This is a genomic window from Paralcaligenes ureilyticus (assembly GCF_004346225.1).
Classification (GTDB): Bacteria; Pseudomonadota; Gammaproteobacteria; order Burkholderiales; family Burkholderiaceae_B; genus Paralcaligenes; species Paralcaligenes ureilyticus.
The window spans coordinates 47,338-73,707 of record NZ_SMAJ01000009.1; the positions used below are offsets into that span (position 1 = coordinate 47,338).

Below are 26,370 nucleotides of genomic sequence, written 5' to 3' on the forward strand. Positions count from 1 at the left end.
GATGGTGTGGTCCGTTTCTCGATCGATCGTGAACGCGAAAGCGGAACGCAGATGTAGCGGCTGTATTGATGGCAGCCACAAGGGCTGCCGCTACACTTGCGCTTTCACGGTTGATTTGGAAATGGAATTAGTCCAGCAAGGCGATGGCGGTAGGTGCATCGAGGCTTGTTTGGGCCAGCTCTTCGCTTTCCTTGATGTTGTCGATTTCCGTGCCCATCGAGATGTTGGTGATGCGCTCGAGAATGAATTCGATGACGACCGGCACCCTGAATTCCTTCATCCACGCTCGCGCCTGGGCGATGGCCGATTGAATCTGCTCGGGCGTGTGTACGCGCAGCGCCTTGCACCCCAGGCCTTCGGCCACGGCAACGTGATCCACGCCGTAGCCCTTGGTTTGCGGTGCGTTGATATTGTCAAAGGACAGCTGTACGCAATAGTCCATGTCAAACCCGCGCTGCGATTGGCGGATCAAGCCGAGGTAGGCGTTATTGACCACGATGTGCAGGTAGGGCAGCTTGAACTGGGCGCCGACCGCCAGCTCTTCGATCATGAACTGGAAGTCGTAATCGCCCGATATGGCCACCACTTCCGCCTCGGGTAGGGCCGCACACACGCCTAACGCGGCAGGCACCGTCCAGCCCAGCGGGCCGGCCTGCCCCGCATTGATCCAGTGGCGCGGCTGGTAGACGTGCAGGAATTGCGCGGCGGCGATTTGCGACAGGCCGATGGTGCTGACGTAGCGCGTGTTTTTGTCAAAGGCCTTGTTCATTTCTTCGTAGACGCGCTGCGGCTTGAGCGGCACGGCGTCGAAGTGGGTTTTGCGCTGCATGTCTTTTTCGCGCTTGCGGGCGCGGCACTGTTCCGCCCACTGGCTGCGATCACGCAGGCGGTGCGCCGCCTTGAGCTCGCGCGCTACTTCGATCATCAGATCCAGGGCGGTGCCCGCATCGGATGCGATGCCGTAATCGGGGCCGAATACCCGGCCGATCTGGGTAGGCTCGATGTCGATATGCACAAATGTGCGGCCCTTGGTATAGACGTCGATCGAGCCGGTATGGCGGTTGGCCCAGCGGTTTCCGATACCCAGGACGAAATCGGCGGCCAGCAGCGTGGCGTTGCCGTAGCGGTGCGCGGTCTGCAGGCCCACCATGCCGGCCATCAGCGGATGGTCGTCGGGGATAACGCCCCAGCCCATTAGCGTCGGGATGACCGGCACGTTGGCCAGTTCCGCAAAAGCTCGCAACCGGTCGGCCGCGTCCGCGTTGAAGACGCCTCCGCCCGACACAATCACCGGGCGTTCGGCGTTATTGAGCATCTCGACCGCACGAGCGGCCTGCGCGCGGGTCGCAGAGGGTTTGTAGACAGGCAGAGGCTCATACGTATCCAGGTCGAATTCGATTTCGCCCATTTGAACGTCGAACGGCAAGTCGATCAGCACAGGGCCGGGACGCCCGGACCGCATGATGTGGAAGGCCTGCTGGAATACGCGGGGAACCAGCGCCGACTCGCGGACGGTAACGGCCCATTTCGTGACGGGTTTGGCGATCGATTCGATGTCCACCGCCTGGAAGCTTTCTTTGTGCAACTGGGATCGGGGCGCCTGCCCCGTAACGCACAGAATGGGGATCGAGTCGCCTGATGCGGAGTACAGTGCGGTCAGCATATCGGTGCCTGCCGGCCCCGAGGTGCCAAGGCACACTCCGATATGGCCGGGTTGGCTGCGGGTGTAGCCCTCGGCCATATGGGCGGCGCCTTCTACATGGCGCGCCAGAATATGTTGTATTTGGCCGTTGTCGCGCAGGGCCGAATACAGAGGGTTGATCGCGGCGCCCGGTACGCCGAATAAAACGCGTACGCCTTCCTTTTGCAAAACGGCCGCGGCGGCGTCGACTGCTCTCATTCGAGCCATGATTGCTCCTCGATGGGGTGGTGATTGATCTGGAATTCAGAATAAAGAAAACGCCGGGCGGTTTGAAGACCTGTACGCATCACTTCTATCGATACTTCCGGTATTTATTGGGCGGCGTGATGTTAAAGTTGAGCTCAGTACAGCTATTATTTTTCGCAGCCATTATCTGAGGTACGGAATGGATCGTTACATGGCAATTCGCAGCTTTGCCTTGGTGGCGGAGAAGGGCAGCTTTGCGGCGGCCGCGCTGATCGAGGGTGTGACGCCTGTCGTCATGGGGCGCCGGCTTAGCGCGTTAGAGCGCCGCCTGGGCGTGCAGCTGATGCACCGATCCACCCGCGGCTTGTCGCTGACCGATCTGGGCGAGCAGTTTCTGGAAAATTGCCAGCAATTGATTCGTGATTTTGACGCCGCCGAGGGCAGCATCAGCGCCGGACGCCGCGCGGTGCGAGGCCATCTGGTGGTGTCCGCTCCGGCCGCATTCGGGCGCCGCCACGTTGCGCCCTATGCGGCGGCGTTTCGGGATCGCTATCCAGATCTTCGCCTGTCGTTCAACTTTACGGACAGCGTGGTTGATCTGGTGCGCGAGAGCTATGACCTTGCCATACGCATCGGCGAGGTCAGGGACCCCAATTATGTCGCGGTGAGGCTGTTTCCCAATCGGCGGGTGGTGTGCGGCACACCCGGCTACTTTGAACGCCATGGCATGCCGCAGGTTCCCGAAGACCTCGCGCATCACAATTGCCTGGCGTTCAATCTGCAGGGGGGCCAGCAGCGCGGCTGGATCTTTATCCGTGAGGGCCGGCCTTTTGCCGTCAGGGTCGATGGCGACCTGGCCTGCAACGATGGTGAGTTGCTCTACGGCTGGGCCAGGCAGGGGCTGGGCGTAGGCTGGCGGTCTACCTGGGAAATACAGGCCGAACTCAAGCGTGGAGAGCTCGTGACGGTGCTCGACGAATTCGCCTTGCCCCATTACGACATACAGGCGGTCTATCCGCAACAGCGCTACCTTCCCGCCAAGGTGCGTTATTTCATTGACTATCTGCGCGAGATCTACCAGCAGGAAGGGTATTGGGAAGGTACGCCGTCTGCGCAAGCGTGATGGTGTCGCAGTTCTCGCCCGGGCCGCTGCGGTCTATGACGAGAAAATCCGATACATTCTCCAGTGCCAGCAGGGGGTGATGCCAGACGCCGGTCGCATAGTTCACGCCCTGATTGCCCCGGCACAGGAAGGCACGCAGGTCGCCGGCGCCCGGCGCGGGGCCGGCGGGGGCGACGACCACCAGGTAGGGACGGTTCGATAGCGGGATGAAGGCCTGGCTGCCGCGCGGATGGCGTTCCATTGTTTTTACTTCAAAGGGAAGGACGCGCGGCAGGCCCCGAAACAGGGATACGATGGCGCGGCCGTCTGCGCCCGGGTCGATATGGGCCAGGTCGTGATAGCGTTCGGTGTTGCCATCGTTGATGGTGAAATGCCGGACCGCATTTGATATCTCGATGACATCGCCAAAGGGTGTGAAGGCGGGTGCAGAAAGGGGCTCCAGGGCCAGGTTCGGCGCCGCGGCGCAAGAGCCTTGTTGCGTTGACGGTTTGAACCGCGCATCCAGGCGAAAGCCCGCTATTTTGCCGATCTCGCGCAAGCACGTGGAAAATTCGGTGGCGGGATCGTGCCGGCATCGAGCTTCGATTTCGTCCATGATCTGGGTGCGATGCAGGCCTTTGACGGCGATCACGAACGGGAATCCGAAACGCTTGCGGTAGGCGGCATTCAGAGTGCGCAAGCGCGCGATTTCACTGGCGCTGCATTGATCCAGGCCGGCCCCTTTTTGTTCGTGGGTGGACGCTTGCGTGAGCGTGCCGCGAGCGGCTTCTTTTCCCGCCAGCTCCGGGTGGGCCTGGATCAAGGCAAGCTGATCGGCGTGGCTTGCCGCATGAATAACCTCCAGCAAAGTCTGGTGCAGCGTTTGAAGGTCGCTGAAAGGACGTGCGTACCAGGCGCGTTCGGCCACCCACGCGGAGTGCTCGAAAATGCCTTCCAGGCAAGCCGTGAATTCTGCTTGAGGCAGGCGGGACAGCTCGGCCATGGATGGCGCTGAAGTTTGATTTGACGTCATGATGCCGCTTCTATCGTTGCTGGAGGGAATGTGGCGTGGCCGGCCAACACTCAAATGGCCCAGCCGCCCAAATAGAATACCGCCAAAACCACGGCAATGGACACCGTTCCGACGTTCAGCTTGTTGAATTCCCCGGCCACGATGCGGCCGATCACCAGCGTGCAAAAGCCCAGCATGATGCCCGTCACGATATTGCAGGTCAGCACAATATAGACGGCGCACACCAGGCCCGCCATGGCGTCGACGCTGTCGTCCATGCTTAGTTTGCTGATGCTGCCCAACATCAGCAGGCCGACATACATGAGTGCCGGAGCGGTGGCATAGGCCGGCACGAGGGCGGCCAGGGGCGAAAGAAAGATCAGCGCCAGGAAAAGCAGGCCCACCATGACCGAGGCAAAGCCGGTTTTTGCCCCGGCCGCCACGCCGGCCGCCGATTCGATATACGCCGCCGCGGGCGCTCCACCCAGAAAAGCGGAGACAATCGAGCTGGCCGAATCGGTGGCGAGCGCACGGCCGCCGTTGATGATTTGCCCGTTCTCGTCGAGCTGCCCGGCTTGTCCGGCCACCGCGCGTATGGTGCCGGTGGCGTCGAATACCGCTGTCATCACCAGCGCCAGCACGCTGGGGATGACAGCCAGAGTCAGCGCGCCCTTGAGGTCCATCGAGCCGACCAGCGAGGCGTGCCCCGACATGGCAAGGGACGGCAGCGCGGCGATGCCGCTGAAGGTGACTTTGGGGTCGAATATCAGGCCCAATGCCGACAGAACGACAATGACGATCAGGATGCTGCCCGGCACGCGGCGGCGCTCCAGCCCGAAAATGGCGGCCAGCCCCACGATGGAGGCCAGTGCGGGCAGCCCCGCCAGATGTCCCAGCGTTACGGGCAATCCAGGCCCTGGGTTCTTGATCACCAGGCCGACGCCGTTGGATGCAATCAACAGCAGGAATAAACCGATGCCCACCCCCGTGCCGTGCGCCACGCCCGCGGGCAGATTACGTAAAATCCATGACCGTACGCCGGTGACCGAAATGGTCGTGAATATCACGCCCATCAAAAATATGGCGCCCAGCACCACGGGTGGCGTCAGGCCTTTTCCCAGGACCAGATCGAAAGCCGTGAATGCGGTGAGCGAGATGGCGCAGCCAATCGCGATGGGCAGGTTGGCCCACAGGCCCATCAGCAGCGAGCCAAAAGCGCTGGTCAGGCATACGGCAATGAAGACCGCGCTTTTATCGAAGCCGGCTTCCCCGAACATGCCCGGCACGACGAAAACGGAATACACCATGGTCAGAAAGGTGGTGGCTCCGGCCAGCGTTTCCTGACGCAGCGAACTGCCGCGCCGTGGCATGTCGAAATAGGTTTCCAGGCGTTGTTTGAAGCCTGGCAAGGCGGGCGCATTTTGCGCGGCAGGCAATATGTATTCTTGGTCAGTCATTAGTTTGTCTCCTTTCGCTGTCTGGCAACCGCTTCATGGTCGGTTGCATCTTCCTGTACAAGGTCGCGTTTTATGCCAGGCCATTCTAGGGACTTGCTGCGCCAGGGAGTTCTGATGGAGATGATGTTACTTATTACCCGGCGCTGATAATTGTCGGGTCGGGCGCTAGAGTGTTTTTGGTCAACCTGTATCCAGCATGGGACGTTTGGGTATTTGAAGACGCCGTCTATGGGGGCCGGGGCGGGGCCGGCACGGCGTGCTTGATCCGGATCTGCCTCGTCCAGGCGGGCGTCGGGCCAAACTCGCTACGCCGCTGACGCGGCTCCGCTCAAACATGGCCCGCCGACACCCCCCGCCTTCCCTTCGTCAGCATCTGGAGCACGCCTTACGCCGGCCCCGCCCCGGCCCCCATAGACGGCTCGCGTCACGGTATTGTCAGGAATTCACTTGCCGGCGGCCTGTCTCTGTTGCGTTGCCCGCAGCCTGTCTCCGACGTTGCCCGTAGACTTCACTCGACCAAACCCCCGCCGGCCTCCACATCCCCCGGTGCATGTCATCAACGCAGCCGCAGGGCGAGGGGTGGGTACCGTCCGGTCATTCGGCCAGCGCCGGGTGCTGACGAAGGGAAGGCGGGGGGTGTCGTCGGGCGCTGTCTGAACGGAGCCTCGCGCTTTTTGCGAGGCGGAGAGAGATTCTATAGTTTTCGTCAAGTCATTTTTGGCCTAAAACGCTCCGAGTCGAAGACCGACTGATGGCGCCATAAGGCAAACGCCACGCGCAGCAGCTTGCGAGCCAGGATCACCATCGCCTCAATACCGCTCAGCCCGCGCGCGCGTAGCGCCTGATAGACCGGTTTAAAGGCCGGCGTGCGGCTCGCTGAGCAAGCGCACATATACATCTGGCGCCGGATCAAGGCCGCGCCGCGCTTGGACAAACGGCGTCGGCCTTTCTTCTGGCCCGAGTCCTTGGGGCGTGGATCCAGGCCGCTAAAGGCCACCAGCGCGTCGGCGTTGGTAAAGCCGATGCGCCCGAGCAAGCTGGTCAGCAAGGCCGCACTCTGTACGCCCACCCCGGGGATGGTCTGCAGCCGGTCAAACGGCTCGGCCAGTGCGGGCTCACTGTGCATCCACGCCAGAATCTGGGCATCCATCGTGTGAATCACCGCCTGCAGGCTTTGCGCCACGGCCTGGCGTTGCGGATCCAACGCGGGCAGATCCTGCAAGATGCGCATTAAGCTTTGCTGCTTGACCTGGACGCGAGCCCGCTGACGAATCAACTGATCGATCGCCTGCTGGGCCGCGCTGCCCGGCTCATACGGATGCAGCCGGGCATGGTGTTCGCGGATATAGCGCGCAATCACCTGCGAATCGGTGCGATCGGTCTTGCCGCGCATGCCCAGCGCCTTGGCGTACATCGACACATCCCAGGCGTTGAGCACATACGCGCGCAACCCCGCTTGCTGCGCTAAATGCACCAGCAGCCCGTGATACCGGCCGGTGGACTCCACCGCCAGACGCGATTCAGGGGGAACCGATTCAAGCCAACGACGTAGCGCACCCGGTTCGTTCACCAGCTCGCACGCCAATTCGGGATGATCCTGCACGGCAATGACCACGTTCGCCTTGGCCACATCTACGCCAATATCAAAAAGCTCTTGCATGAACACTACTCCGGTTGGACAATAATCAAACGCTGGGGTGAGATTGGCCGGAGCTCGTGAGCTTGTCTTAAATCGGCCGTGCCGCCAGGGAAACCTGTCAGTCGGCTAGATTCTTCATCGACGATGGGCCGGCGGGGTGGGAGTTGTCTCTCTCAGTTGGTCCAGAAAAAACCGGCCAATGGTTCGCGATTGGTCCCTCCACCCCAGCGCCTTTAGTCTGATCCAAACGCGCTAAAAAAACTATACAAGTTCGCCCGACGCCCGCCTGGACGAGGCAGACCCGGGGAGTCGGGGCGCGTAGCGCCACGACCGCTGGACGGACCGGACGGTACCCACCCCTCGCCCTGCGGCGTCTTAATAGAGTGACCCCCACCCTAAACAATGACCCCACCCCAAACGGCTAAAAAAAGCGCGGCACGAAACGCGTTCAGTTCCGTAAACACGTCAACCGAAAATGCACTAATGATGGCGCCGCCTGCAAACCCGGTTACGGTGCGGGCGGCAGCGGCGTGCGCAGGCCTGTGTCCAGGCCGGCCGCCACCTCGGCAATGCGCCGCCGCAGCCAGGTAACTTCAGGCGCCTCGTGGGAGCGCGAATGCCACAGCTGGTAAAACCGCATCGGCGGAAACTTGAATGGAGACGGCACGACCTTGATCGGCAGGTAGCGTGCATAGTGCTCGGCCAGCTGGCGCCCGGTCGTGAACACCAGGTCGGTCGACATCAGGATGTAGGGCACCAGCCCGAAATAGGGGATGGTCATTTGTATATTGCGCTGCAGACCCTGCTCGGCCAGACAGCCGTCGATAAAGCTGGCGCGTTCCGACACATACGGGGTAGGAGCCAGGTGGCGCAATTCCAGATAATGCTTCATCGAAATGCCCTTCCCCGCGAGCGGATGCTTGATGCCCAGCATGCACACCACCTCATCGTCGAAAAGACGCGACATGTGCAATTGCGGCGGCGGTTCCAGCCAATTTCCGATTACCACATCCAGTGCGCCGCCCTCCAGCGCATGTTCGTAATCGAAATCGGCGTTGATCGGATGCACGATCATCTTGGCCTGTGGCGCACAGCGGCACAGCACTTCGGCAATATTGGGCAGGAACACCGCATCGAGATAGTCGGGAGCGCCCAGCCGGAACACGCGCGTCGATGTCTGGGCAGAAAACTCGCCCGGCCGATGCACGATGCGGTCCATCGCCGTCAGGGCGTCGGTGGCAAAAGCCAGGAGCTCCCGGCCCCGTTCGGTGGCCACCATGCCCGATTTGCTGCGTACCAGGATGGCGTCGCCGGTGATTTCGCGCAGGCGCCGCAAGGCATTGCTGGTGGCGGGCTGGGACAGGCCCAGCTTGAGCGCGGCGCGCGACACGCTCTGCTCGGTCAGCAGGGCCTGGAGTACACGTAGCAAATGGGTTTCGAGCTGTTCGCGATATCGTTGCATCGGGCTATTATCAGGGGCGCCCGGCGCGTTGTCCATGCGTGCTTGCCCGTTGCCTGCGCTTATTGGGTCGCCGTGATAGTCATCATCATTGAATACGCATGCACAATGCCTGCGATGGTGCTATGTTGATGAATATATTCAAATAACAGGATTCGTATCATGGAGACGCAAGCTATCCGCTTTTATCATCGCGGGCAGGTGCAAGAGGTAACAGGTCAGCCCATAACGCGAACAATCCTCCAGTTCCTGCGCGAAGATCTGCGTTGTACGGGCACCAAGGAAGGATGCGCCGAAGGCGATTGCGGCGCGTGCACGGTGGTGATTGGCGAATTGAACGATGCGGGCGGCGTGGATCTGCGCGCGGTCAACGCCTGTATCCAGTTTTTGCCTGCGCTCGATGGCAAGGCGCTATTCACCGTCGAAGACCTGCGTCTTGCCGATGGTGCGCTGCATCCGGTGCAGCAGGCAATGGTCGATTGTCACGGTTCGCAGTGCGGATTTTGCACGCCCGGCTTTGTGATGTCGATGTGGGATATGTATCTCAATCACGATGTGGAGGCGGGTGCGCCCTCGCGCAGCGAAATTACCGAAACTTTGTCGGGCAATTTGTGCCGGTGTACCGGTTATCGGCCCATTATCGATGCGGCCCAGGCCATGTTCGAGCTGCCCCGGGTGGAGTTCGACCGCAAGGCGCTGGCCCGGACCCTTAAAGCGCTGCAACGCGACTCATCCTTTACCTATCAGGCGGGTGATCAGATTTTTTATGCCCCGCGCACGCTTGGCCAGCTTGCCGACTTGCGTCTTGCCTATCCGGACGCCCGTCTGCTTGCGGGCAGCACGGACGTGGGCCTGTGGGTCACCAAGCAAATGCGCGATCTGCCGCAGCTGATCTATATCGGCCAGGTCGCGCAATTGCGCGAAATCGCGAGCGACGGCCGCCATCTTTACATTGGGGCGGGGGCGCTCCTTAACGAGGCGTTTGACGCGCTCGTTGAGCTCTACCCCGAGCTTGACGAATTGCGCCAGCGTTTTGCCTCGTTTCCGATTCGCAATGCGGGAACCCTGGGCGGCAATGTCGCCAACGGTTCGCCCATCGGGGATTCGATGCCCGCCCTGATTGCCCTGGGCACCCGCATTGTGCTGCGCCAGGGCGAGCGGCTGCGTGAAATGCCGCTGGAAGATTTTTACCTCGCCTATCAAAAGACCGCGCTGGACGCGGGCGAATTCGTGCAAGGCATACGCGTGCCGCTGCGCGCGCCTACGCTGCGCTTTCGCACCTACAAGCTCTCAAAACGGTTCGACCAGGATATTTCGGCCGTATGCGCCGCATTTTCCCTTACCCTCGATGGCACGACGGCGCGTGGCGCGCGTTTTGCCTTCGGCGGTGTGGCCGCCACACCCAAACGCGCCTCGCAGGCCGAACAGGCGATCGAGGGCAAGGCATGGAATGAAGCCCATGTTCGCCAGGCCATGGAGGCGCTGCGGCAAGACTATGCTCCGCTGTCCGATATGCGGGCCAGCAGCGGCTATCGTTTGACCGCGGCGCAGAATCTGTTGTATCGCTTCTTTCTGGAAACCCGCAGCGAGGCGCCGCTGTCTTCGCAACAAGTCAGCGTTTTTGCCGCCGCGGCGACGGTCTGAGGAGGCATCATGAACGTTCGATCCGAAGCTTTTATGCCTGTGCAAGTCGTGACTGCGGCCAGTGCGGTCGGCACGCCACTGGGCGCGTCCCATCCGCACGAATCGGCCGGCCTGCATGTCAGCGGCGAAGCAACGTACACCGATGACATCCCGGAATTGCACGGCACCCTGCACTGCGCCCTGGGGCTTTCGCAAAAGGCGCACGCCCGCATCGTTGCGCTCGACCTGGATCCGGTGCGTCGTGCGCCCGGCGTGGTGGCGGTATTGACGGCGGCCGATATCCCCGGCGAAAACAATTGCGGTCCGGTGCTGCACGACGACCCTTTGTTGGCCGACGCGGTGGTGCAGTATATCGGCCAGCCGGTTTTCGCCGTTGTGGCGCAAAGCCAGGACGCGGCCCGGCGCGCGGCGCGTCTGGCCGTGATTCAGTATGAGGAATTGCCGGCGATTTATACGCCGCAGCAGGCCAAGGCCGCGCATGCCGGGGTGCTGCCGCCCATGCATTTGAAGCGCGGCGATCCGGCAGAGGCTATCGCCCATGCGCCGCACAGGCTGGCCGGCACCTTCGAATGCAAGGGCCAGGAACAGTTTTATCTGGAAGGGCAGGTTTCGTATGCCGTGCCTAAAGAAGGCCGGGGGGTGCATGTCTGGTGCTCGACGCAGCATCCCAGCGAAATGCAGGCGCTGGTGGCTCATGCGCTGGGTTGGCATTCGCATCAGGTCCTGGTTGAATGCCGCCGCATGGGCGGCGGTTTTGGCGGCAAGGAGTCGCAATCGGCCCTGTTTGCCTGTGTGGCGGCCGTCTGCGCCACGCGCCTGAATCGTCCGGTCAAGCTGCGCCTCGATCGCGACGATGACTTCATGATTACCGGCAAGCGCCACGGCTTTTATTACCAGTATGAAGTGGGCTTCGACGACGAGGGGCGGATCCTGGGAGTCGATCTGGACATGACCTTGAATGCCGGCTATTCGGCCGATTTGTCCGAGGCCGTGGCGACACGCGCCGTCTGTCACGTCGACAACGCGTATTACCTGCCCGACGTGGCCATTTCCGCCTTGTGCGGAAAAACCAATACCCAGTCCAATACGGCCTTTCGCGGTTTCGGCGGCCCCCAGGGCGCGCTGGTGATGGAAGTGATTCTGGACATGATAGGCCGCCGGCTTGGCCGCGACCCGCTGGATATACGACGCATCAATTTTTATGGCGTGGGCGAGCGCAACACCACGCCGTACGGGCAAATCGTGCTCGACAACGTCTTGCATCCCCTCGTGGCCGAGCTCGAAGCCACGAGCGACTACCGGGCCCGCCGCGCGGCGGCGCGCATCTTCAATGGCACAAGCCCGGTGTTGAAGAAAGGCCTGGCGCTGACCCCGGTGAAATTCGGCATCTCCTTCAATGTCCCAGCCTTTAATCAGGCGGGCGCCCTCGTGCATGTCTATCGGGACGGCTCGGTGCTGGTCAATCATGGCGGTACCGAAATGGGGCAGGGCCTGAATACCAAGGTCGCCCAGGTGGTCGCCAATGAGCTGGGCCTGGATATGGAACATGTTCGAATCACCGCAACCGACACCAGTAAGGTTGCCAATACGTCGGCCACGGCGGCTTCGACCGGCTCGGATTTGAACGGCAAAGCGGCCCAGGACGCGGCCTCGAAGATTCGCCGCCGCCTGGCCAAATATGCCGCCAAGCGCTACGGAGGGTCCGCGGACTCGGTCGTATTTGCGAATAACCAGGTCATGGTCAATGAGCGCGCCATTCCTTTTGTCGAGGTGGTCGACGGGGCTTATTGGGAGCAGACCCAGCTTTGGTCCGAGGGCTTTTATGCTACGCCCGGAATACGCTGGGACAAGGCGACCATGACGGGCAAGCCGTTTTATTACTACGCTTACGGCGCGGCAGTCTCGGAAGTGCTGATCGACACCCTGACCGGTGAATGGAAATTGTTGCGCGCCGATTTGTTGCACGATGTCGGGCAGTCCATCAACCCGGCCATCGATACGGGTCAGGTAGAGGGTGCTTTCATCCAGGGCATGGGATGGCTGACGACAGAAGACTTGTGCTGGAGCAAGGACGGCAGGTTGCTCACGCATGCGCCGTCAACCTACAAGATCCCTGCCATTAACGACTGTCCGGCGGATTTCAGGGTGAAGCTGTTCAAGAATCGCAATATCAAGGATTCGATCTATCGCTCCAAGGCCGTGGGCGAGCCGCCCCTGCTGTTGCCGTTTAGCGTGTTCAACGCGATACGCGACGCGGTGGCCAGCACGGCCGATTATCGCCTTGAGCCGGCGCTCAACGCCCCGGCCACGCCGGAAGCCATTCTGAATGCGCTGGCCGGGCTGCGCGGGACGCACGCCGATGATCACCTGGGTTAACGAAGCCGGACGCTTGCTGGCCGCGGGCGAATCCGTCGTGCTGGTCACCGTTGCCCGAGCCGAAGGATCAACGCCGCGCGAGGCGGGCGCCAAGATGCTGGTGGCGCGCGAACAGCAATGGCAAACCATAGGGGGAGGCCATCTGGAGTGGCGCGCCGCCGAAATTGCGCGGCAGATGCTTGAGGCGGATTGCGCGTACGGCGCTCGCCATATTGAGCGGTTGTCATTGGGACCCAGCCTGGGTCAATGCTGCGGCGGTGTCGCCACCCTGGCCTTTGAGGTGCTGAGCCCTGCCGACCTGGGCTGGATAGGGTCGCTCGCGACATGCCTGCATCAGGGGCGCGCCTGCGTGCGCCGCGTGGTGCTTTCGCCGTCCGGCGCGGCCGCGCCGGTCATGCTGGATACGTCGGGAAATGGCGGCCACAGGCGCGATGCCTGCAGCCTGTGGCAAAAGGGCGACGAGAGCGAATTGACGGACATCGTTGCTCCCCAGGGCTTTAATATCGTACTGTTTGGCGCCGGCCACGTTGGGCAGGCCCTGGTGAAGATTCTCGGCACGCTGCCCTGTACGGTGACGTGGGTCGACGAACGCGACGCACAATTTCCGGCGGCATGGCCATCCAATGTCATTGTCGAAGCGACCGATGCGCCCGAGGCGTTCATCGATCAGGCGCCGCCGCACAGCTATTTCCTGGTTATGACCTATAGCCACACGCTCGATCAGCGCTTGTGCCAGCAAATTTTCCAGCGCGACGATTTCGCCTATTTCGGCCTTATCGGCTCGCGCACCAAACGCCGGAAATTCGAACATCGTTTGCGGGATCGGGGGATCGGGCCGGAACGCCTCGCGCGCATGGCCTGTCCGATAGGCATCGAGGGCATCACCGGAAAAGCGCCGGAGGTCATCGCGGTGGCGGTCGCCGCCCAGTTGCTGCGCGTTCGGGAACTCGAAGATCAATTGGAATCCGCGCGTGGCGATTCCCCTGCTCACGCCATGGCTGCGGCCGATCTACTCGTCAGATAACATTACAGGAAGAATTCATGAGCCCGATGCATCCCTCTGGCGCCATCGCCGCCTCTGGAAAACGAACCGCCTATCGGGCCCAACTGCTGTATTTCAAGGCGCGGGCGGGCAACGATCCGGAACATCGTTTGACCGTGCAACACTCCGATGGCTTATTGCTGGTTGAAGACGGCCGCATCGCGCAGGTGGGCGATTATGGCGTGCTTGCGCCCGCGTTGGGCGCCGATGTTCCGATAGTGGACTGGCGCGGCAAGCTGATTATTCCGGGCTTCATCGATACGCATATCCACTATCCGCAGACCGATATGATCGCCTCGCCTTCGCCCGGCCTGCTGCCCTGGCTGGAGTCTTACGTATTTCCGACGGAGCGGCGCTTCGATAATCCGGATTATGCCGCCGACGTGGCGCGGTTTTTCCTTGACGAACTGTTGCGCTGCGGCACCACCAGCGCGCTGGTGTATTGCACGGTTCATCCGGGTTCGGTCGAGGCCTTTTTTGCCGAGAGCCATGCGCGCAATCTGCGCATGGTGGCCGGCAAGGTCCTGATGGATCGGAACTGTCCTGAATTCCTGCGCGATACGGCGCAATCCGGTGCGCGCGACAGCGAAGCGCTGATTGCGCGCTGGCATGGCAAGGGCCGCCAGATGTATGCCTTGACGCCGCGTTTTGCGCCCACGTCGAGCGACGCGCAGCTGGGGGTATGCGGCGAGCTGGCCCAGCGCTATCGGGATGTGTTCATCCAGAGCCATGTGGCGGAAAACAAAGACGAAGTGAAGTGGGCGGCCGAGCTCTTTCCGGGCCATCGCAGTTATCTGGATATTTACGACCACTATGGGCTGCTGCGCCGGCGCGCCGTGTATGGACACTGCATCTGGCTCGATGAGGTGGATCTGCGCCGCCTGCACGACAGCGGCGCGGTCGCGGCGCACTGCCCGACGTCGAATCAGTTCCTGGGCAGCGGCCTGTTCGACTTTGCCGCGGCCAAGGCCAGCCGCGCCCAGGTTACCCTGGCGACGGACGTCGGCGGCGGCTCGTCGTTTTCGATGCTGCAAACCATGAATGAAGCGCATAAGGTGGCCCGGCTGTCGGGCTACCACCTGAGCGCAGAGACGATGTTTTATCTGGCCACGGAAGGCGCGGCGCAAGCGCTTGATCTGGGCGGGCGCATCGGCACTCTGGCGGCCGGCGCGGAGGCCGATTTTGTGGTGCTCGACCCGCAGGCAACGCCTATTCTTGCGCGCCGGACGGCTCACGCCGATTCGCTGGAAGAGCTATTGTTCGCTTTCGCGATGCTGGGCGATGATCGCGCCGTCGCCGCCACCTACGCGGCGGGGCGCGGCGTCCATCGGCGCGAGGAACGCGTCAACCCTTGACCAGGTGGCCCCAGATGCGCACGCGGCTGATACCGCCATCGGGAAACATGTTGACGCGTACGTGGCTGACGGCGCCCAGATCGCTGAGTTGCGGGCCTTCGAAAAAATGTTGATGATCCATTTGCATGGCTTGTTCGCCTAGCAGCTGCGGCCAGAACATGGCCTGCGTGACCAGGGATTCGTCAGTCGATTCGGCGACGAGCGCGGCCTGGAGGGAAACGCGATCGGGATAATTGCCTTTGAAGTGCGCCGTATCGACTTCAATTTTCTTCACCACGGCGGCGTGGCCCAGTTCGATCAGGCACCAGTCGTTGCCGGGCTCGCGTCGGCGGCGGGTTTCCCAGCCATCGCCCATGTTGACGCCGCGCCCGGGCATGAGCAGACGGAACGGTATGCCGCCGTAGTGTGCGTCGTTGAAGGCGACGATGCGCCCGCCGTTGCGCAACGCCGATACCTCGTGCAGGGCGTTGTGGTCCAGGGCCTCCCAGTCGCAGGCGGGCTGGCCGTAGACACGCAGGCGCGCCACGCCGCCGTCGGGGAAAATATTCAGCCGAAGATGGGTCCACACGCGCTCGTCGCCCGCGATTTCGACGAAATGATGCGAGTCGCCCGCGAGCGAGCGAGTGGCCACGATGGTGGTCCATTGCGTGCGATCGTCCGGATCGCTCTGGCTGTGGCAGGCCTGCACCGATGCGGCCGGCGGGAAGTTGCCGGTGAAATGGCGGGTGTCGATATCCAGGCCTTTGATGATGCCCGGAAACGCCAGGCGGATCACGGCGAAGTCGTGGCCGCCGTTGCGGCGGCGGCGCGTTTCCCAGCCGTCCATCCATTTTCCGTGGTCGTCGAATTTGCCTGCAATGAATACCGGATCGGACGATTGCAGGACGCGTTGCGCAGCGGCGAAGAATTCGTCGGAACACGACAACACCTGGGCGCCGAAATCGGCGTTGGCCAAGTTGGCGTGGCGGGTTGCAAACGAGGGGACATCAATCTGCCGGGGGGCGGACGTTGCAGTGGGAAGTTCGGGCGTTGTCATTGTGAATGGCTCCAGGGATGTTGCGTTATCCAGTGGCGCGCAATCGCGGCGCGAGTGGGGATCCAGACGCGATCATGCTTTTGCACATAGTCGAGAAAGCGTTGCAGGGCGGCGAAGCGTCCGGGCCGCCCGCTCAGCCGGCAGTGCAGGCCGACCGACATCATCTTGGGCGCCGTGTCGCCTTCGGCATACAGCACGTCGAAGGCGTCCTTCAGATAGGTGAAGAACTGTTCGCCGCAATTGAAGCCCTGGGGCGAGGCAAAGCGCATGTCGTTGGTGTCGAGCGTATAGGGCACGATAAGCTGGGGTTTTTTCACGCCGTCCTTCAACTCGACCTGCGTCCAGAACGGCAGATCGTCGCCGTAGTAATCCGAGTCGTACAAATAGCCGCCTTCTTCCATGACCAGGCGGCGCGTGTTGGGGCTGTCGCGGCCGGTGTACCAGCCTTCCGGATGGCGGCCCAGCACCTTCGAGACGACCTCGGTGCATCGCTGGATGTGCTCGCGTTCGAGCGCTTCGGGTACCGATTGGTAGTGGATCCAGCGGTAGCCGTGGCAGGCGATTTCGTGGCCGAGTTCCACAAAGGCCCGAGCCACGTCGGGGTTGCGCTCGAGCGCCATGCCGGCCGCAAAAATGGTGAGCGGCAGGCCGCGCCGCTCGAACTCGCGCAGTACCCGCCAAACGCCGGCGCGCGATCCGTATTCGTAGATGGATTCCATGGAAAGGTGGCGGTCGGGGTAGGCGGCGGCACCGATGATTTCGGACAGGAACTGTTCCGAGGCCGGGTCGCCGTGCAGCACGCAATTCTCGGCCCCTTCTTCGTAATTGAGCACGAACTGCACGGCGACGCGCGCGCGATCCGGCCAATGAGGGTGGGGCGGGTTGCGGCCATAGCCGATCAGGTCGCGCGGGTAATTTTCTGGTGGCATCGGCACTCTCATAAATCAACGTTTGACGGCGAAGGCGAGCCAGGGATCAACGGGTCCTTTTTCAGGCTCGTTCATGCGATGCTCGCAGTCTTCAAGGTGATGGTGCATCGCCGCCTTTGCGGCGTGGGCATCATGACGGGAAAGCTTGTCGAGGATGTCCTGGTGTTCGAAGTACGAGCATGCGCTGTCGTCCGGGGTGTCGTAATAGGCGATGACCAGCGAGGTGCGCGCGCACAGGCTGTGGAGCATTTCGGTCAAGACCTGATTGCCCAGAAGGCGCGCCATTTCGACGTGGAATGCGTTGGACAGGCGGATCCAGCTGATGCGGTCGCCGCATTCGAACGCGCGGCGCTCGCGATCCACCATATCGTACAAAGGCGCCAGGCGCGCCGGCAGGTCGGGCAGCGCCAGGAGCATATCGAGGGTCATGCCCTCGAGGGCGCGGCGCATTGCGAACACGTCTTCGGTTTCCTTGCTGCTGGGCTGCCACACAAAGGCCCCGCGATTGGCCTGGATGACGACGATCTTGTCGTGCGCCAGTTGAGACAGGGCCGCGCGCACGGTGGTGCGCGAGCAGGTGAACACGGCGCACAAGGCCGTTTCTGTCAGCTTGGTGCCCGGCAATAGACGGCGATCCATGACGGCGTCGAAAATATCGTCATAGACGCGCTCGATCTCTGTCCTTGACGCGGACCCCTGGGCGCTGCGCAGGGAAGAGGCCTTGGGCGCGTCCAGGTCCGCCGAAACGTCGTGATGAGAATTCAGATGGAGCATAGGAAAAATTACCGGATCAAAGTATTGACAATTATTGGGGATGGGAACAGAATCGTCAACATAAATTGTTGACAATTATTGGCGATCAGTCGCTTTCACGTTTAACCGGAGATAATCATGGGAAAGATTTCCACCCATGTACTGGACACCATGCACGGCGTCCCGGCGCAAGGCGTCCGTATCGACCTTTACCGCATCAACGGCGCAGATCGTAAATTGCTGAAGCAAGCCGTCAGCGGCAGCAATGGTCGTTGCGACGAACCGCTGCTGCAGGGAGACGCGATGCTGCAAGGCGTTTATGAACTGATCTTTCATGCCGGCGACTATTTCGCGGCCAAGGGCGTGCCGGTTCCCGAGCCCCGGTTCGTCGACCAGATCGCCCTGCGCTTCGGGGTGGCCAAGCCGGCCCAAACCTACCATGTGCCACTGATGTTCACGCCCTGGTCCTGGTCCACGTATCGAGGCAACTAAAGCCGCCTCCCCGGCTTGACGTAGATGTAGCGGCAGCCCTCGTGGCTGCCATCCGCCACTTCGGCCCCCACCGTACCTAGAGACTTTTCATGGAAGCTTTTGCACTTGAATTCGGCAATCTGCTGCTGCGCTGGCTGCATGTCATAGCCGCCATTGCGTGGATAGGCGAGTCGATTTATTTCGTCATGCTCGACAATAGCCTGCATCCGCCGCGCGGCGAGCAGAGCAAAAAGCTGGGTGTATTCGGCGAAATGTGGTCGGTGCACGGGGGCGGCTTCTATCACAACCAGAAATACCTGACCAATCCGGCTGAATTGCCCAACGATTTGCACTGGTCGTTCTGGAAAGCCTATGTTACCTGGCTGTCGGGGTTCGGTCTGTTCACGGTGCTGTATCTGTTCAATCCGGCCTTCTATCTGGTCAACCCCGGCAGCCCGTGGGCCTGGGCGGCGGCGATGAGCGGCACGCAGGCCAGCGTACTGGCAGTTGCTTTTCTGGTGCTTGGCTATGTCCTTTATTCGCAGATGTGCCGTCGCATCAGCCCCAACATGGAGGACGACGGGCTGCTTAGCGCGGCCGTTGGCGTGATGATGGTTGCGGTGGCCTACCTGAGCACGCAGATATTCCCCGGGCGCGCCGCTTTCCTGATTACCGGCGCGGTGATGGCAACGTGCATGTCGGCCAATGTGTTTTTCTGGATCATTCCCGGCCAGCGACGCATGGTTGATGCCTTGAAGGCGGGCCAGGCCCCCAACCCGCTGGACGGCCAGCGCGGCAAACAACGTTCCGTGCACAACACCTATTTCACGTTGCCTGTCGTGTTCCTGATGCTGAGCAATCATTACTCCTTTACCTATTCCGGCCCGTATGCCTGGATCATCATGAGCCTGTTCATTTTCGCCGGCGCGGTGATCCGTCAGTATTTTGTATTGCGCCATAGCGGCAAGAACCAGCTTGCGTATCCGATTGTGGGCGTTGTCATGCTGCTGGCCATAGGCTGGCTGGCGGCGCCGGCCGCCACGCCCGCCGCCGACGCAAAAGGGGTTGTCAGCCTGGATCAGGTGCGAACCATCGTAGCGGCGCGCTGCGTGGAGTGCCATTCGGCGAAACCGACACAGGCCGGTTTCGCCTCGGCGCCAGCCGGCATTATGTTTGACGCCGCCGATCAGATCGTGGCGCGCGCGGCTCAGATCAAGCAGGTCGTGGCCAGCCGGTACATGCCGCTCGCCAATATGACGAAAATGACCGATGCCGAGCGTGCCGCCATTGCCAGTTGGACGCAGCAATAGGTAATGGTGTGCGTGGGCGGCCGTTGTGATCGCCCTGTTGATCTGTAGCGGCAGCCCTTGTGGCTGCCAACGCGCCGGAAAATCCGGTACATGTCGAATCCCGTGTCGCGTCTGGGCTACTATAGTCACATGTCAGAGCATTTCACTGAACACGGGAGGCTTGTCATGAAAGCAGAACTTAAATTAATCGGCGCCCCGTCGGCGTTGCTTTTGCTGGAGGGCTGGTCGGCCGTCGAGTCGCGCGATGCGATACAAAAAACATTTGTCTTCAAGGATTTCAACGAAGCGTTCGGCTTCATGTGCCGCGTCGCCTTGCAGGCTGAAAAAATGGATCATCACCCCGAATGGTCCAATGTCTATAACCGGGTCAGCATTACGCTCACCACCCACGACGCCCACGGCATCACGCAACGCGATGTGTCCTTGGCCGTATTCATCGACCAGCTGATTTAGGTTATTTTTGCCTGGGGCTGCATCCGAATCCGTTTTCCTTTCGTATATGTACAGGTAGGGCCTGCTTACCTTTACCTATCTGAAAGGAATAATGATGAAAACAGCAATTCGCTCGATATTGGTGTCGTCGCTAATGATGACGGGTGTTGCCACCGCGGCAACGGTGGATGTGGGTGGCGCAGCCATGTACCCGCAAAAAAATATAGTTCAAAACGCCGTAAATTCGAAAGATCACACGACGTTGGTTGCGGCCGTGAAAGCCGCCGGCCTGGTGGATACGTTGGAGAGCAAAGGGCCGTTTACCGTGTTTGCGCCAACCAATGCCGCATTTGGCGGCCTGCCTGCCGGAACGGTGGAAACGCTGCTCAAGCCCGAGAACAAGGCGCAACTGGTTAAGGTACTGACCTACCATGTGGTTCCAGGAAAATACACCAAGGGTGACCTGGAAATGCTGATCAAGAAGGGCGGCGGCCATGCCCAACTGAAAACGGCGTCCGGTGGTACATTGACCTTTATGATGAATGGACCACGCAATGTCCAGGTCAAGGACGCATCGGGTGGTGTAGCCAATATCAGCACCTACGATGTCATGCAAAAAAATGGTGTGATCGATGTGGTGGACAAGGTGTTGCTACCTAAATAACAGACATGCAAGGACGCTGATCTTGCCAGATCATTGCGGCAAGATCAGCCAATTCGAGGGCAAGTGCTAAATGGTTGTACATTCCGATGCGGACCATCGGCAGTTGCTAAACGCGGTTTCGCAGGGCGATCGCAATGCCTTTGAAACGCTCTATAAAAGCCTGTCGCCGCGTCTGTACGCGGTGGCCCTGCGCTTGCTCAAGCGCCCGGTCTGGGCCGAGGAGGTATTGCAGGACAGTTTTATAACGGTATGGAACAAGGCCGCCAGCTATAACCCGGAAAGCAGCGCACCATTAACGTGGCTGACCAACATTGTGCGCAACCGAGCCATAGACTGGTTGCGCGGTGCCGACAATCGGTGCGATGAACTCGACGACCTGACGCTCAATGAGCTTCCAAGCCTGGATCGCAATCCGCTCGAGCAACTGTTGCAGGTCGATAGCGCTCGTCGTCTGGGCGATTGCCTGGATCGGCTTTCGGCCCAGCAGCGTCAAAGCATCGTGTTGGCGTATTACCATGGCTTGTCGCACGATGAAATATCCACGCAGATCGGCAGCCCTTTGGGGACGACCAAAAGCTGGATACGCCGCGGCCTGAGCCAGTTGAAAGGATGCCTGGGGCTATGAACGAGCGCACGCGTTACGAGATGACGGCAGCCGAATACGTTCTGGGAACTTTGCGTGGCCCGGCGCGACGCCGTTTTGAAGTATTGATGGCAAGAGATGCGGCCTTGGCGGCCGAAGTATCCCGGTGGCAGGAAGCGTTAAGCGCGCTGGATGCGGCCGACGTGCCGCTTGAGCCTCCCGGCCGCGTATGGCGCACGATTCAATTGCGTTTGCCCGCGCAGTCTCCGGCTCCGATGGCTGATTTTCGGGAGCAGGTTGTCGCGCCAGCGTCTGCGCCGGATTCGGCGCCTGTTAGGGGCGCCGGCGCGAGCGGCGGCACCAAGAGAGTGCAACGTGGCTGGCAATTTTTCAGTTTTGCACTGGCGGCCAGTCTTGTTGTGACGCTCTTCTGGCCGCGTCTGCTGGTATGGAATGGGGAAGATATCGCGCCCCGTCCGGTTGCCGTGCTGGCCAGCACGCAGGCCGGATCCGCTCGGCAGATGGTGGCCAGTTTCGATGCCCGTCATCGGCAGCTGGTGCTTACGCCGCTGAATATGGAAATCCCTGAGACCGGACACAGCCTGCAATTGTGGCTGATTGCCAAAGGACAGAAGCCCGCATCGTTGGGGTTGATCAAGGCCCAGGCGAGTACGGTGATAGCGTTGGACAAAGGCCGTCTGGGATCCGACGTGACCCTGGCGGTCAGCCTGGAGCCGGCCGGAGGTTCGCCTACCGGCCAGCCCACGGGCGCGGTGCTCTATGCCGGCAAGGTGGGCCGTATTTGATGGCACCCACAAGGGGTGCCGCTACGAAATTTGCGGATACGGTTTTGTAGATATCGCCTGGATTGCCGACCTGGCACCCACAAGGGGTGCCGCTACAGAACCTACCCGTCGTTCACGTAGCGGCAGCCCTTGTGGCTGCCAAATCCGCCGTCATAAACTTGGGGTAAAGTGACGAGACCTGCTCGATATTTGGGGCACCGGCCGTTCCCGGCCTCCGATTTTCTGGATGATTTCGCATGCTTGATGCTCCTGGCTTTGAAAGCCCTCCGATACTGCCCGGGTTGATTCCGTTTGCCGGATTTTCCGATGCCCAGGCGGCTGTCGAGCGACTGGTCGAGATCTACGCCCGCAATACCGCATTCTTGCGGGACGCCTTTGGCGAATATGCGGCGGGCCGGTTCACCAAATCGCAGCGTGTGCGGGCCTATTATCCGGCCATACGCATCCAGGTTCGTACCTATCAGGGCGTTGACAGCCGCCTGTCCTACGGGCACGTGGGCGAGCCGGGCGCCTACATGACCACGGTGACCCAGCCTGCGCTGTATTTCGACTATCTGAAGGAGCAAATCGGTTTATTGTTGAAAAATCATGGCGTTCCGGTTGAAATCGGCGAATCCAACATGCCGATTCCGCTGCATTTCGCCTTTGCCGACGGGCAATATATAGAAGGCGCTTACGCCGACACGCCGGGCGATTCCTTGCGTGATCATTTCGATGTGCCCGATCTCGAGGTCACCGACGATGCCATCGTTAACGGCACCTGGCAGGGCCGCAGCGGCGAACCCACGCCGCTGGCCCCGTTTACGGCGCCCAGGGTGGATTACTCCCTGCATCGCCTCAAGCACTATACGGCCACCGACCCGCAGCACTTCCAGAACTTTGTCCTGTTCACGAATTATCAGTTCTATGTCGATGAGTTTTGCCAATGGGCGCGCGAGACGCTGATACAGGGCGAAGGCGGCTATACCGCCCTGGTCGAGCCGGGCAATATGGCGACGCCGCGCGGCCCGGACGCGGAGCGCAGCGGGCGCCCGCCCGCCCGCATGCCGCAAATGCCCTCCTACCATCTGGTGCGCGAGAATCACACCGGCATTACGCTGATCAATATCGGCGTGGGGCCATCGAACGCCAAGACGATTACCGATCATATTGCAGTCTTGCGCCCTTCGGCCTGGCTGATGCTGGGGCATTGCGCGGGGCTGCGCACCACGCAGCGGCTGGGCGACTATGTGCTCGCCCACGGTTACGTGCGTCAGGATCATGTGCTGGACGACGATCTGCCCCTATGGGTGCCGGTCCCGCCTCTGGCCGAAATCCAGATAGCGCTGGAGCAGGCTGTCGCCGAGGTGGCCGGCCTGTCGGGATGGGAGCTGAAGAAAATCATGCGCACCGGTACGGTGGCGACCATCGACAACCGCAATTGGGAATTACGCGATCATCGTGAGCTGGCGCAGCGCTTTTCCATGTCCAGGGCCATTGCGCTGGACATGGAGTCGGCGACCATCGCCGCCAACGGCTTTCGCTTTCGCGTGCCCTATGGCACCTTGCTGTGCGTGTCCGACAAGCCTTTGCATGGCGAGCTCAAGCTGCCCGGCATGGCCAGCGACTTTTACCGGACCCAGGTCGCCCAGCATCTGCATATCGGGATTCGCGCACTTGAAATGCTGCGCGACATGCCGCGCGAACGCCTGCACTCGCGCAAGCTGCGCAGCTTTATTGAAACGGCTTTCAAGTAGGGCCGGTGGCCATGTGCACGCCGCCATCGACCGGCAGGCAGACGCCGGTAATATAGCGGGCCTCGTCAGAGGCCAGGAATACCGCGGCGTTGGCGATGTCCCAGGCGCTGCCCATTTTCCCCATGGGGCACAGCGCGTTGCGCGCGGCAATCATTTCTTCGCGGCTGGCGTATTGCCCCGAAATATCTTTGTAGATAAGCGGCGTATCGATATACCCGGGCATGATGGCGTTGACGCGTATGCCCGCCGCGGCATATTCCAGCGCCAGGCCAACCGTTAGCTGATTCAGGCCGCCTTTGGCCGCGTAGTAGGCGGGATAGGGATAGCCGGTATAGCGGATGGCGGCCAGGCTGGAAATATTGACGATGCAACCGCTTTTCTGCGCCTGCATGATGGGCAGGACGTGCTTGCAGGTGAGGAAGGCGCTTTTCAGGTTGACCGCCAGCGCCAGATCCCAGTCGGACTCGCTCAGATCGGTGACGCTGCCCATTTTGGCCATGCCCACGTTGTTGTGCAGTATGTCCAGATGGCCGTGCAGGGCCAGCGTTTCGGCCACGATGAGGCGCACCTGTTCCGAATTTGTCGCGTTGGCGGCATAGGCCTCGCATTGGCCGCCTTCGGCCAGAATGATGTCGCGTGTTTCGTCGGCCGCTTTTTTGTTCAGGTCGACCGCCACCACTTTTGCGCCGGCGCGGGAGTAGGCGACCGCGGCGGCCTTGCCGTTGCCCCAGCCCTCGCCGATCGAGCCTGCCCCGAATACCAGCGCAATGCGGTTTGCCAGTCGTTGATCGCTCATTTCAGAAAACCCGTAGATAGCCAAGGGAAGGCCGCCACAATGATCAGGCCGACGGCAATCGAACACAGATAGCCGATGATGGGTTTGATGCCCTTGTCTGGGGCTACGCGGCCGATGGCGCAGGCGGCGTAGTAACCCACGCCGAATGGCGGCGCAAACAGCCCTATGCCCATCGACAGCACGGCTACCATGGCGTAGTGCACGTCGTTGATGTGCAGCTCTTCGGCAATGGGAAACAGCAAAGGTCCCAGCAGCACGATGGCCGGGATGCCTTCGAGAACGCTGCCCAGCAAAATGAAGGTAACGATGGAAACGCAGAGGAAGGTCACGCCGCCGCCCGGGAGGGTCGCCATGAAGTCGGCCAGGTCGCTTGAAAACCCTGATTGGGTCAGCGCCCAGGCCATGCCCGTGGCGGCGCCGATAATCAGCAAAATGGCGCCCGACAGGGAAGCCGTGTCGATCAGCATCGGGTAGAGGCGCCGAAAATCGAAACGCCGGTATACCAGCAAGCCGATAAGGCAGGAATAAACAATGCCTATGGTTGAAACTTCGGTAGCGGTGGCCACGCCTTCGACCACCGCGGCGCGGATGACGAAAGGCAAGGCCAGGGCCGGAAGCGCAATAATGAAGCCTTTGAAGATTTCCCCGGCGTTTGAACGCACGACGCCGCTGAGGTCTTCGTGGCGATTGCGGTACCACACGACCAGGCACAGCATGATGCCCAGCACTGCACTGGGCAGCAAGCCGCCGGTAAAGAGCGCGGTAATCGAGACACTGGTGACTGAACCAATGGTGATGAGCACCAGGCTGGGCGGAATGGTTTCTGTCTGTGCGCCTGCCGCCGATAGCAGCGCGACCAGCTCGCCTTCGTCGGCGCCCCTTTTCTTCATTTCGGGGAACAGCACCGGCGCGATAGCCGCCATATCGGCTGCCTTGGCGCCGGAAATGCCCGACACCAGGTACATGGCCCCCACCAGCACGTAGGACAGGCCGCCGCGCACATGCCCCAGCAGGCTGGCCAGGAACGACACCATTTTCTGCGCCATGCTGGTCATTTCGATGAGCAGGCCCAGGAATACGAATAGCGGTACGGCCAGCAAAATGAGGTGGGACATGCCTTCGTTCATGCGGCTGACCAGAACCGACACCGGAACGGTGGTGCCGAGCACCAGATAGGCGAAAGTGGCCAAACCGAAAGCGAACGCAATAGGTACGCCGGTGAATACGCCGAGAGCCACCAGGCCTACGAAAAAGATGAGCAGGTTGTAGTTGCCTAGTTCTTCGAACATCGGGCTAAGCAGGTACAAGCCCAAGCCGATGATCAAAATCAACGCCATGGCCTTGAGAGCCATGCGGTAGTCGGATACTTTGTAGAGCCGGATGAGGGCGAAGCACCCCATGAACAGCAAGCCGACGGGAAGCGCCGCGGTGCGCCATGCCAGGCTTAGATTCATGGCCGGGGTGGTGATGACGGCTTGGTCGCGGGTCGCCAGAACGCTGGGAAGCAAGACGAGCAGCACGAATACGAGCGAGGCCAATACGGCAAACACGTCCAGGAAAGCGCGCGTTTTAGGCGACGCCTTGTTGACCAGGGCGGTCATGCGCATGTGTTCGCCGTGGCGGAAAGCGACCGCTGCCCCTAGCATCGCCAACCACAAGAACAGTATCGAAGCCAGTTCGTCGGACCAGATCAGAGGGGTATTTAATATGTACCGCGCGAAAATCCCCGAGAACAGGATGGCGACTTCGGCGACCACCAGTAGGGCAACGGGGATCTCCACCAGGTATCCGAGAACGTTGTCCAGCCTGGTGAGCCAGGCTGGACTTTCTCGAAGCTGATGGACGCCTGGGACTTGAGGGTCGGATGCGGGCAGCAGCAT

Annotated in this window: 22 protein-coding genes and 1 pseudogene; 12 read left to right on the top strand and 11 right to left on the bottom strand. The window is 61.1% G+C overall.

Going from position 1 to position 26,370, the window contains the following annotated elements:
- Positions 1–127 precede the first annotated feature (127 nt).
- Positions 128–1,909: a glyoxylate carboligase gene (gcl, locus tag EDC26_RS12605; RefSeq protein ID WP_132583118.1), complete on the bottom strand. Its 1,782-nt coding sequence runs from the start codon at positions 1,907–1,909 to the stop codon at positions 128–130.
- A 178-nt stretch (positions 1,910–2,087) separates the two neighbouring features.
- Between gcl and EDC26_RS12610 the strand changes: the two genes are divergently transcribed.
- Positions 2,088–3,011, top strand: coding sequence for a LysR family transcriptional regulator (locus EDC26_RS12610; RefSeq protein WP_132583121.1), 924 nt, complete (start codon positions 2,088–2,090; stop codon positions 3,009–3,011).
- On the opposite strand, the gene EDC26_RS12615 is transcribed toward EDC26_RS12610, so the two are convergent.
- The 5 genes and pseudogenes from EDC26_RS12615 to EDC26_RS12630 all read right to left on the bottom strand — a co-directional run bounded on the left by EDC26_RS12615 (position 2,941) and on the right by EDC26_RS12630 (position 8,596).
- Entirely contained in the window at positions 2,941–3,516 is a 576-nt protein-coding gene (locus EDC26_RS12615) for an ureidoglycolate lyase (protein WP_425012653.1), read from the bottom strand. The genes EDC26_RS12610 and EDC26_RS12615 overlap by 71 nt on opposite strands.
- 3 nt (positions 3,517–3,519) lie before the next feature.
- Positions 3,520–4,023, bottom strand: a pseudogene (uraD, locus tag EDC26_RS20400) (2-oxo-4-hydroxy-4-carboxy-5-ureidoimidazoline decarboxylase); the annotation flags it as partial.
- Positions 4,024–4,073: 50 nt separating this feature from the next.
- Positions 4,074–5,459 carry an NCS2 family permease gene (locus EDC26_RS12620; RefSeq protein ID WP_132583123.1) on the bottom strand — a complete coding sequence of 462 codons (1,386 nt, stop codon included), beginning with the start codon at positions 5,457–5,459 and terminating at the stop codon, positions 4,074–4,076.
- Between the two features lie 706 nt (positions 5,460–6,165).
- Complete coding sequence (locus EDC26_RS12625; protein WP_132583125.1) at positions 6,166–7,119, bottom strand: IS110 family RNA-guided transposase; 954 nt, start codon at positions 7,117–7,119, stop codon at positions 6,166–6,168.
- Positions 7,120–7,606: 487 nt separating this feature from the next.
- The gene (locus EDC26_RS12630) at positions 7,607–8,596 is read right to left on the bottom strand and encodes a LysR family transcriptional regulator (RefSeq protein WP_243700908.1); all 990 of its coding nucleotides are present in this window, start codon (positions 8,594–8,596) and stop codon (positions 7,607–7,609) included.
- A 123-nt stretch (positions 8,597–8,719) separates the two neighbouring features.
- On the opposite strand from EDC26_RS12630, the gene xdhA reads away from it, so the two are divergent.
- The 4 genes from xdhA to guaD are packed head-to-tail and all read left to right on the top strand — an operon-like array spanning position 8,720 to position 14,974.
- Entirely contained in the window at positions 8,720–10,201 is a 1,482-nt protein-coding gene (gene xdhA / locus EDC26_RS12635; RefSeq protein WP_132583127.1) for a xanthine dehydrogenase small subunit, read from the top strand.
- A gap of 9 nt (positions 10,202–10,210) precedes the next feature.
- Complete coding sequence (xdhB, locus tag EDC26_RS12640) at positions 10,211–12,577, top strand: xanthine dehydrogenase molybdopterin binding subunit (protein WP_132583129.1); 2,367 nt, start codon at positions 10,211–10,213, stop codon at positions 12,575–12,577.
- Complete coding sequence (xdhC, locus tag EDC26_RS12645) at positions 12,561–13,601, top strand: xanthine dehydrogenase accessory protein XdhC (RefSeq protein WP_132583131.1); 1,041 nt, start codon at positions 12,561–12,563, stop codon at positions 13,599–13,601. Before xdhB ends, xdhC begins: the two co-directional genes overlap by 17 nt.
- A 17-nt stretch (positions 13,602–13,618) precedes the next feature.
- Positions 13,619–14,974 carry a guanine deaminase gene (guaD, locus tag EDC26_RS12650; protein ID WP_425012637.1) on the top strand — a complete coding sequence of 452 codons (1,356 nt, stop codon included), beginning with the start codon at positions 13,619–13,621 and terminating at the stop codon, positions 14,972–14,974.
- On the opposite strand, the gene alc is transcribed toward guaD, so the two are convergent.
- From alc to EDC26_RS12665, 3 genes are read right to left on the bottom strand one after another with little or no spacing between them, the layout of a single operon-like run.
- Positions 14,964–16,010 (bottom strand): allantoicase, encoded by a 1,047-nt coding sequence (gene alc / locus EDC26_RS12655; RefSeq protein ID WP_132583133.1) that lies wholly within the window; start codon positions 16,008–16,010, stop codon positions 14,964–14,966. The genes guaD and alc overlap by 11 nt on opposite strands.
- The gene (gene puuE / locus EDC26_RS12660; RefSeq protein WP_207915141.1) at positions 16,007–16,939 is read right to left on the bottom strand and encodes an allantoinase PuuE; all 933 of its coding nucleotides are present in this window, start codon (positions 16,937–16,939) and stop codon (positions 16,007–16,009) included. Before puuE ends, alc begins: the two co-directional genes overlap by 4 nt.
- A 15-nt stretch (positions 16,940–16,954) precedes the next feature.
- On the bottom strand, positions 16,955–17,713 hold the full coding sequence (locus EDC26_RS12665) for a GntR family transcriptional regulator (RefSeq protein ID WP_132583135.1): 759 nt from the start codon (positions 17,711–17,713) through the stop codon (positions 16,955–16,957).
- Between the two features lie 117 nt (positions 17,714–17,830).
- Between EDC26_RS12665 and uraH the strand changes: the two genes are divergently transcribed.
- The 7 genes from uraH to EDC26_RS12700 all read left to right on the top strand — a co-directional run bounded on the left by uraH (position 17,831) and on the right by EDC26_RS12700 (position 23,694).
- Positions 17,831–18,184, top strand: coding sequence for a hydroxyisourate hydrolase (gene uraH, locus EDC26_RS12670; RefSeq protein WP_132583137.1), 354 nt, complete (start codon positions 17,831–17,833; stop codon positions 18,182–18,184).
- A gap of 89 nt (positions 18,185–18,273) precedes the next feature.
- Positions 18,274–19,473 (top strand): urate hydroxylase PuuD, encoded by a 1,200-nt coding sequence (locus EDC26_RS12675; protein ID WP_132583139.1) that lies wholly within the window; start codon positions 18,274–18,276, stop codon positions 19,471–19,473.
- 165 nt (positions 19,474–19,638) lie between these two features.
- Positions 19,639–19,926 (top strand): 4a-hydroxytetrahydrobiopterin dehydratase, encoded by a 288-nt coding sequence (locus EDC26_RS12680; protein ID WP_132583141.1) that lies wholly within the window; start codon positions 19,639–19,641, stop codon positions 19,924–19,926.
- A gap of 94 nt (positions 19,927–20,020) precedes the next feature.
- Positions 20,021–20,569: a fasciclin domain-containing protein gene (locus EDC26_RS12685; RefSeq protein WP_132583277.1), complete on the top strand. Its 549-nt coding sequence runs from the start codon at positions 20,021–20,023 to the stop codon at positions 20,567–20,569.
- Between the two features lie 70 nt (positions 20,570–20,639).
- Positions 20,640–21,194: a sigma-70 family RNA polymerase sigma factor gene (locus EDC26_RS12690; protein WP_132583143.1), complete on the top strand. Its 555-nt coding sequence runs from the start codon at positions 20,640–20,642 to the stop codon at positions 21,192–21,194.
- Complete coding sequence (locus tag EDC26_RS12695) at positions 21,191–21,958, top strand: anti-sigma factor (protein ID WP_132583145.1); 768 nt, start codon at positions 21,191–21,193, stop codon at positions 21,956–21,958. The genes EDC26_RS12690 and EDC26_RS12695 overlap by 4 nt, the downstream gene beginning before the upstream one ends.
- Before the next feature lie 236 nt (positions 21,959–22,194).
- Positions 22,195–23,694 carry an AMP nucleosidase gene (locus tag EDC26_RS12700; protein ID WP_132583147.1) on the top strand — a complete coding sequence of 500 codons (1,500 nt, stop codon included), beginning with the start codon at positions 22,195–22,197 and terminating at the stop codon, positions 23,692–23,694.
- On the opposite strand, the gene EDC26_RS12705 is transcribed toward EDC26_RS12700, so the two are convergent.
- Together EDC26_RS12705 and EDC26_RS12710 are read right to left on the bottom strand one after the other, a co-directional pair.
- The gene (locus tag EDC26_RS12705; protein WP_132583149.1) at positions 23,687–24,490 is read right to left on the bottom strand and encodes an SDR family NAD(P)-dependent oxidoreductase; all 804 of its coding nucleotides are present in this window, start codon (positions 24,488–24,490) and stop codon (positions 23,687–23,689) included. The genes EDC26_RS12700 and EDC26_RS12705 overlap by 8 nt on opposite strands.
- Positions 24,487–26,370 (bottom strand): TRAP transporter large permease, encoded by a 1,884-nt coding sequence (locus EDC26_RS12710; RefSeq protein ID WP_132583151.1) that lies wholly within the window; start codon positions 26,368–26,370, stop codon positions 24,487–24,489. The genes EDC26_RS12705 and EDC26_RS12710 overlap by 4 nt, the downstream gene beginning before the upstream one ends.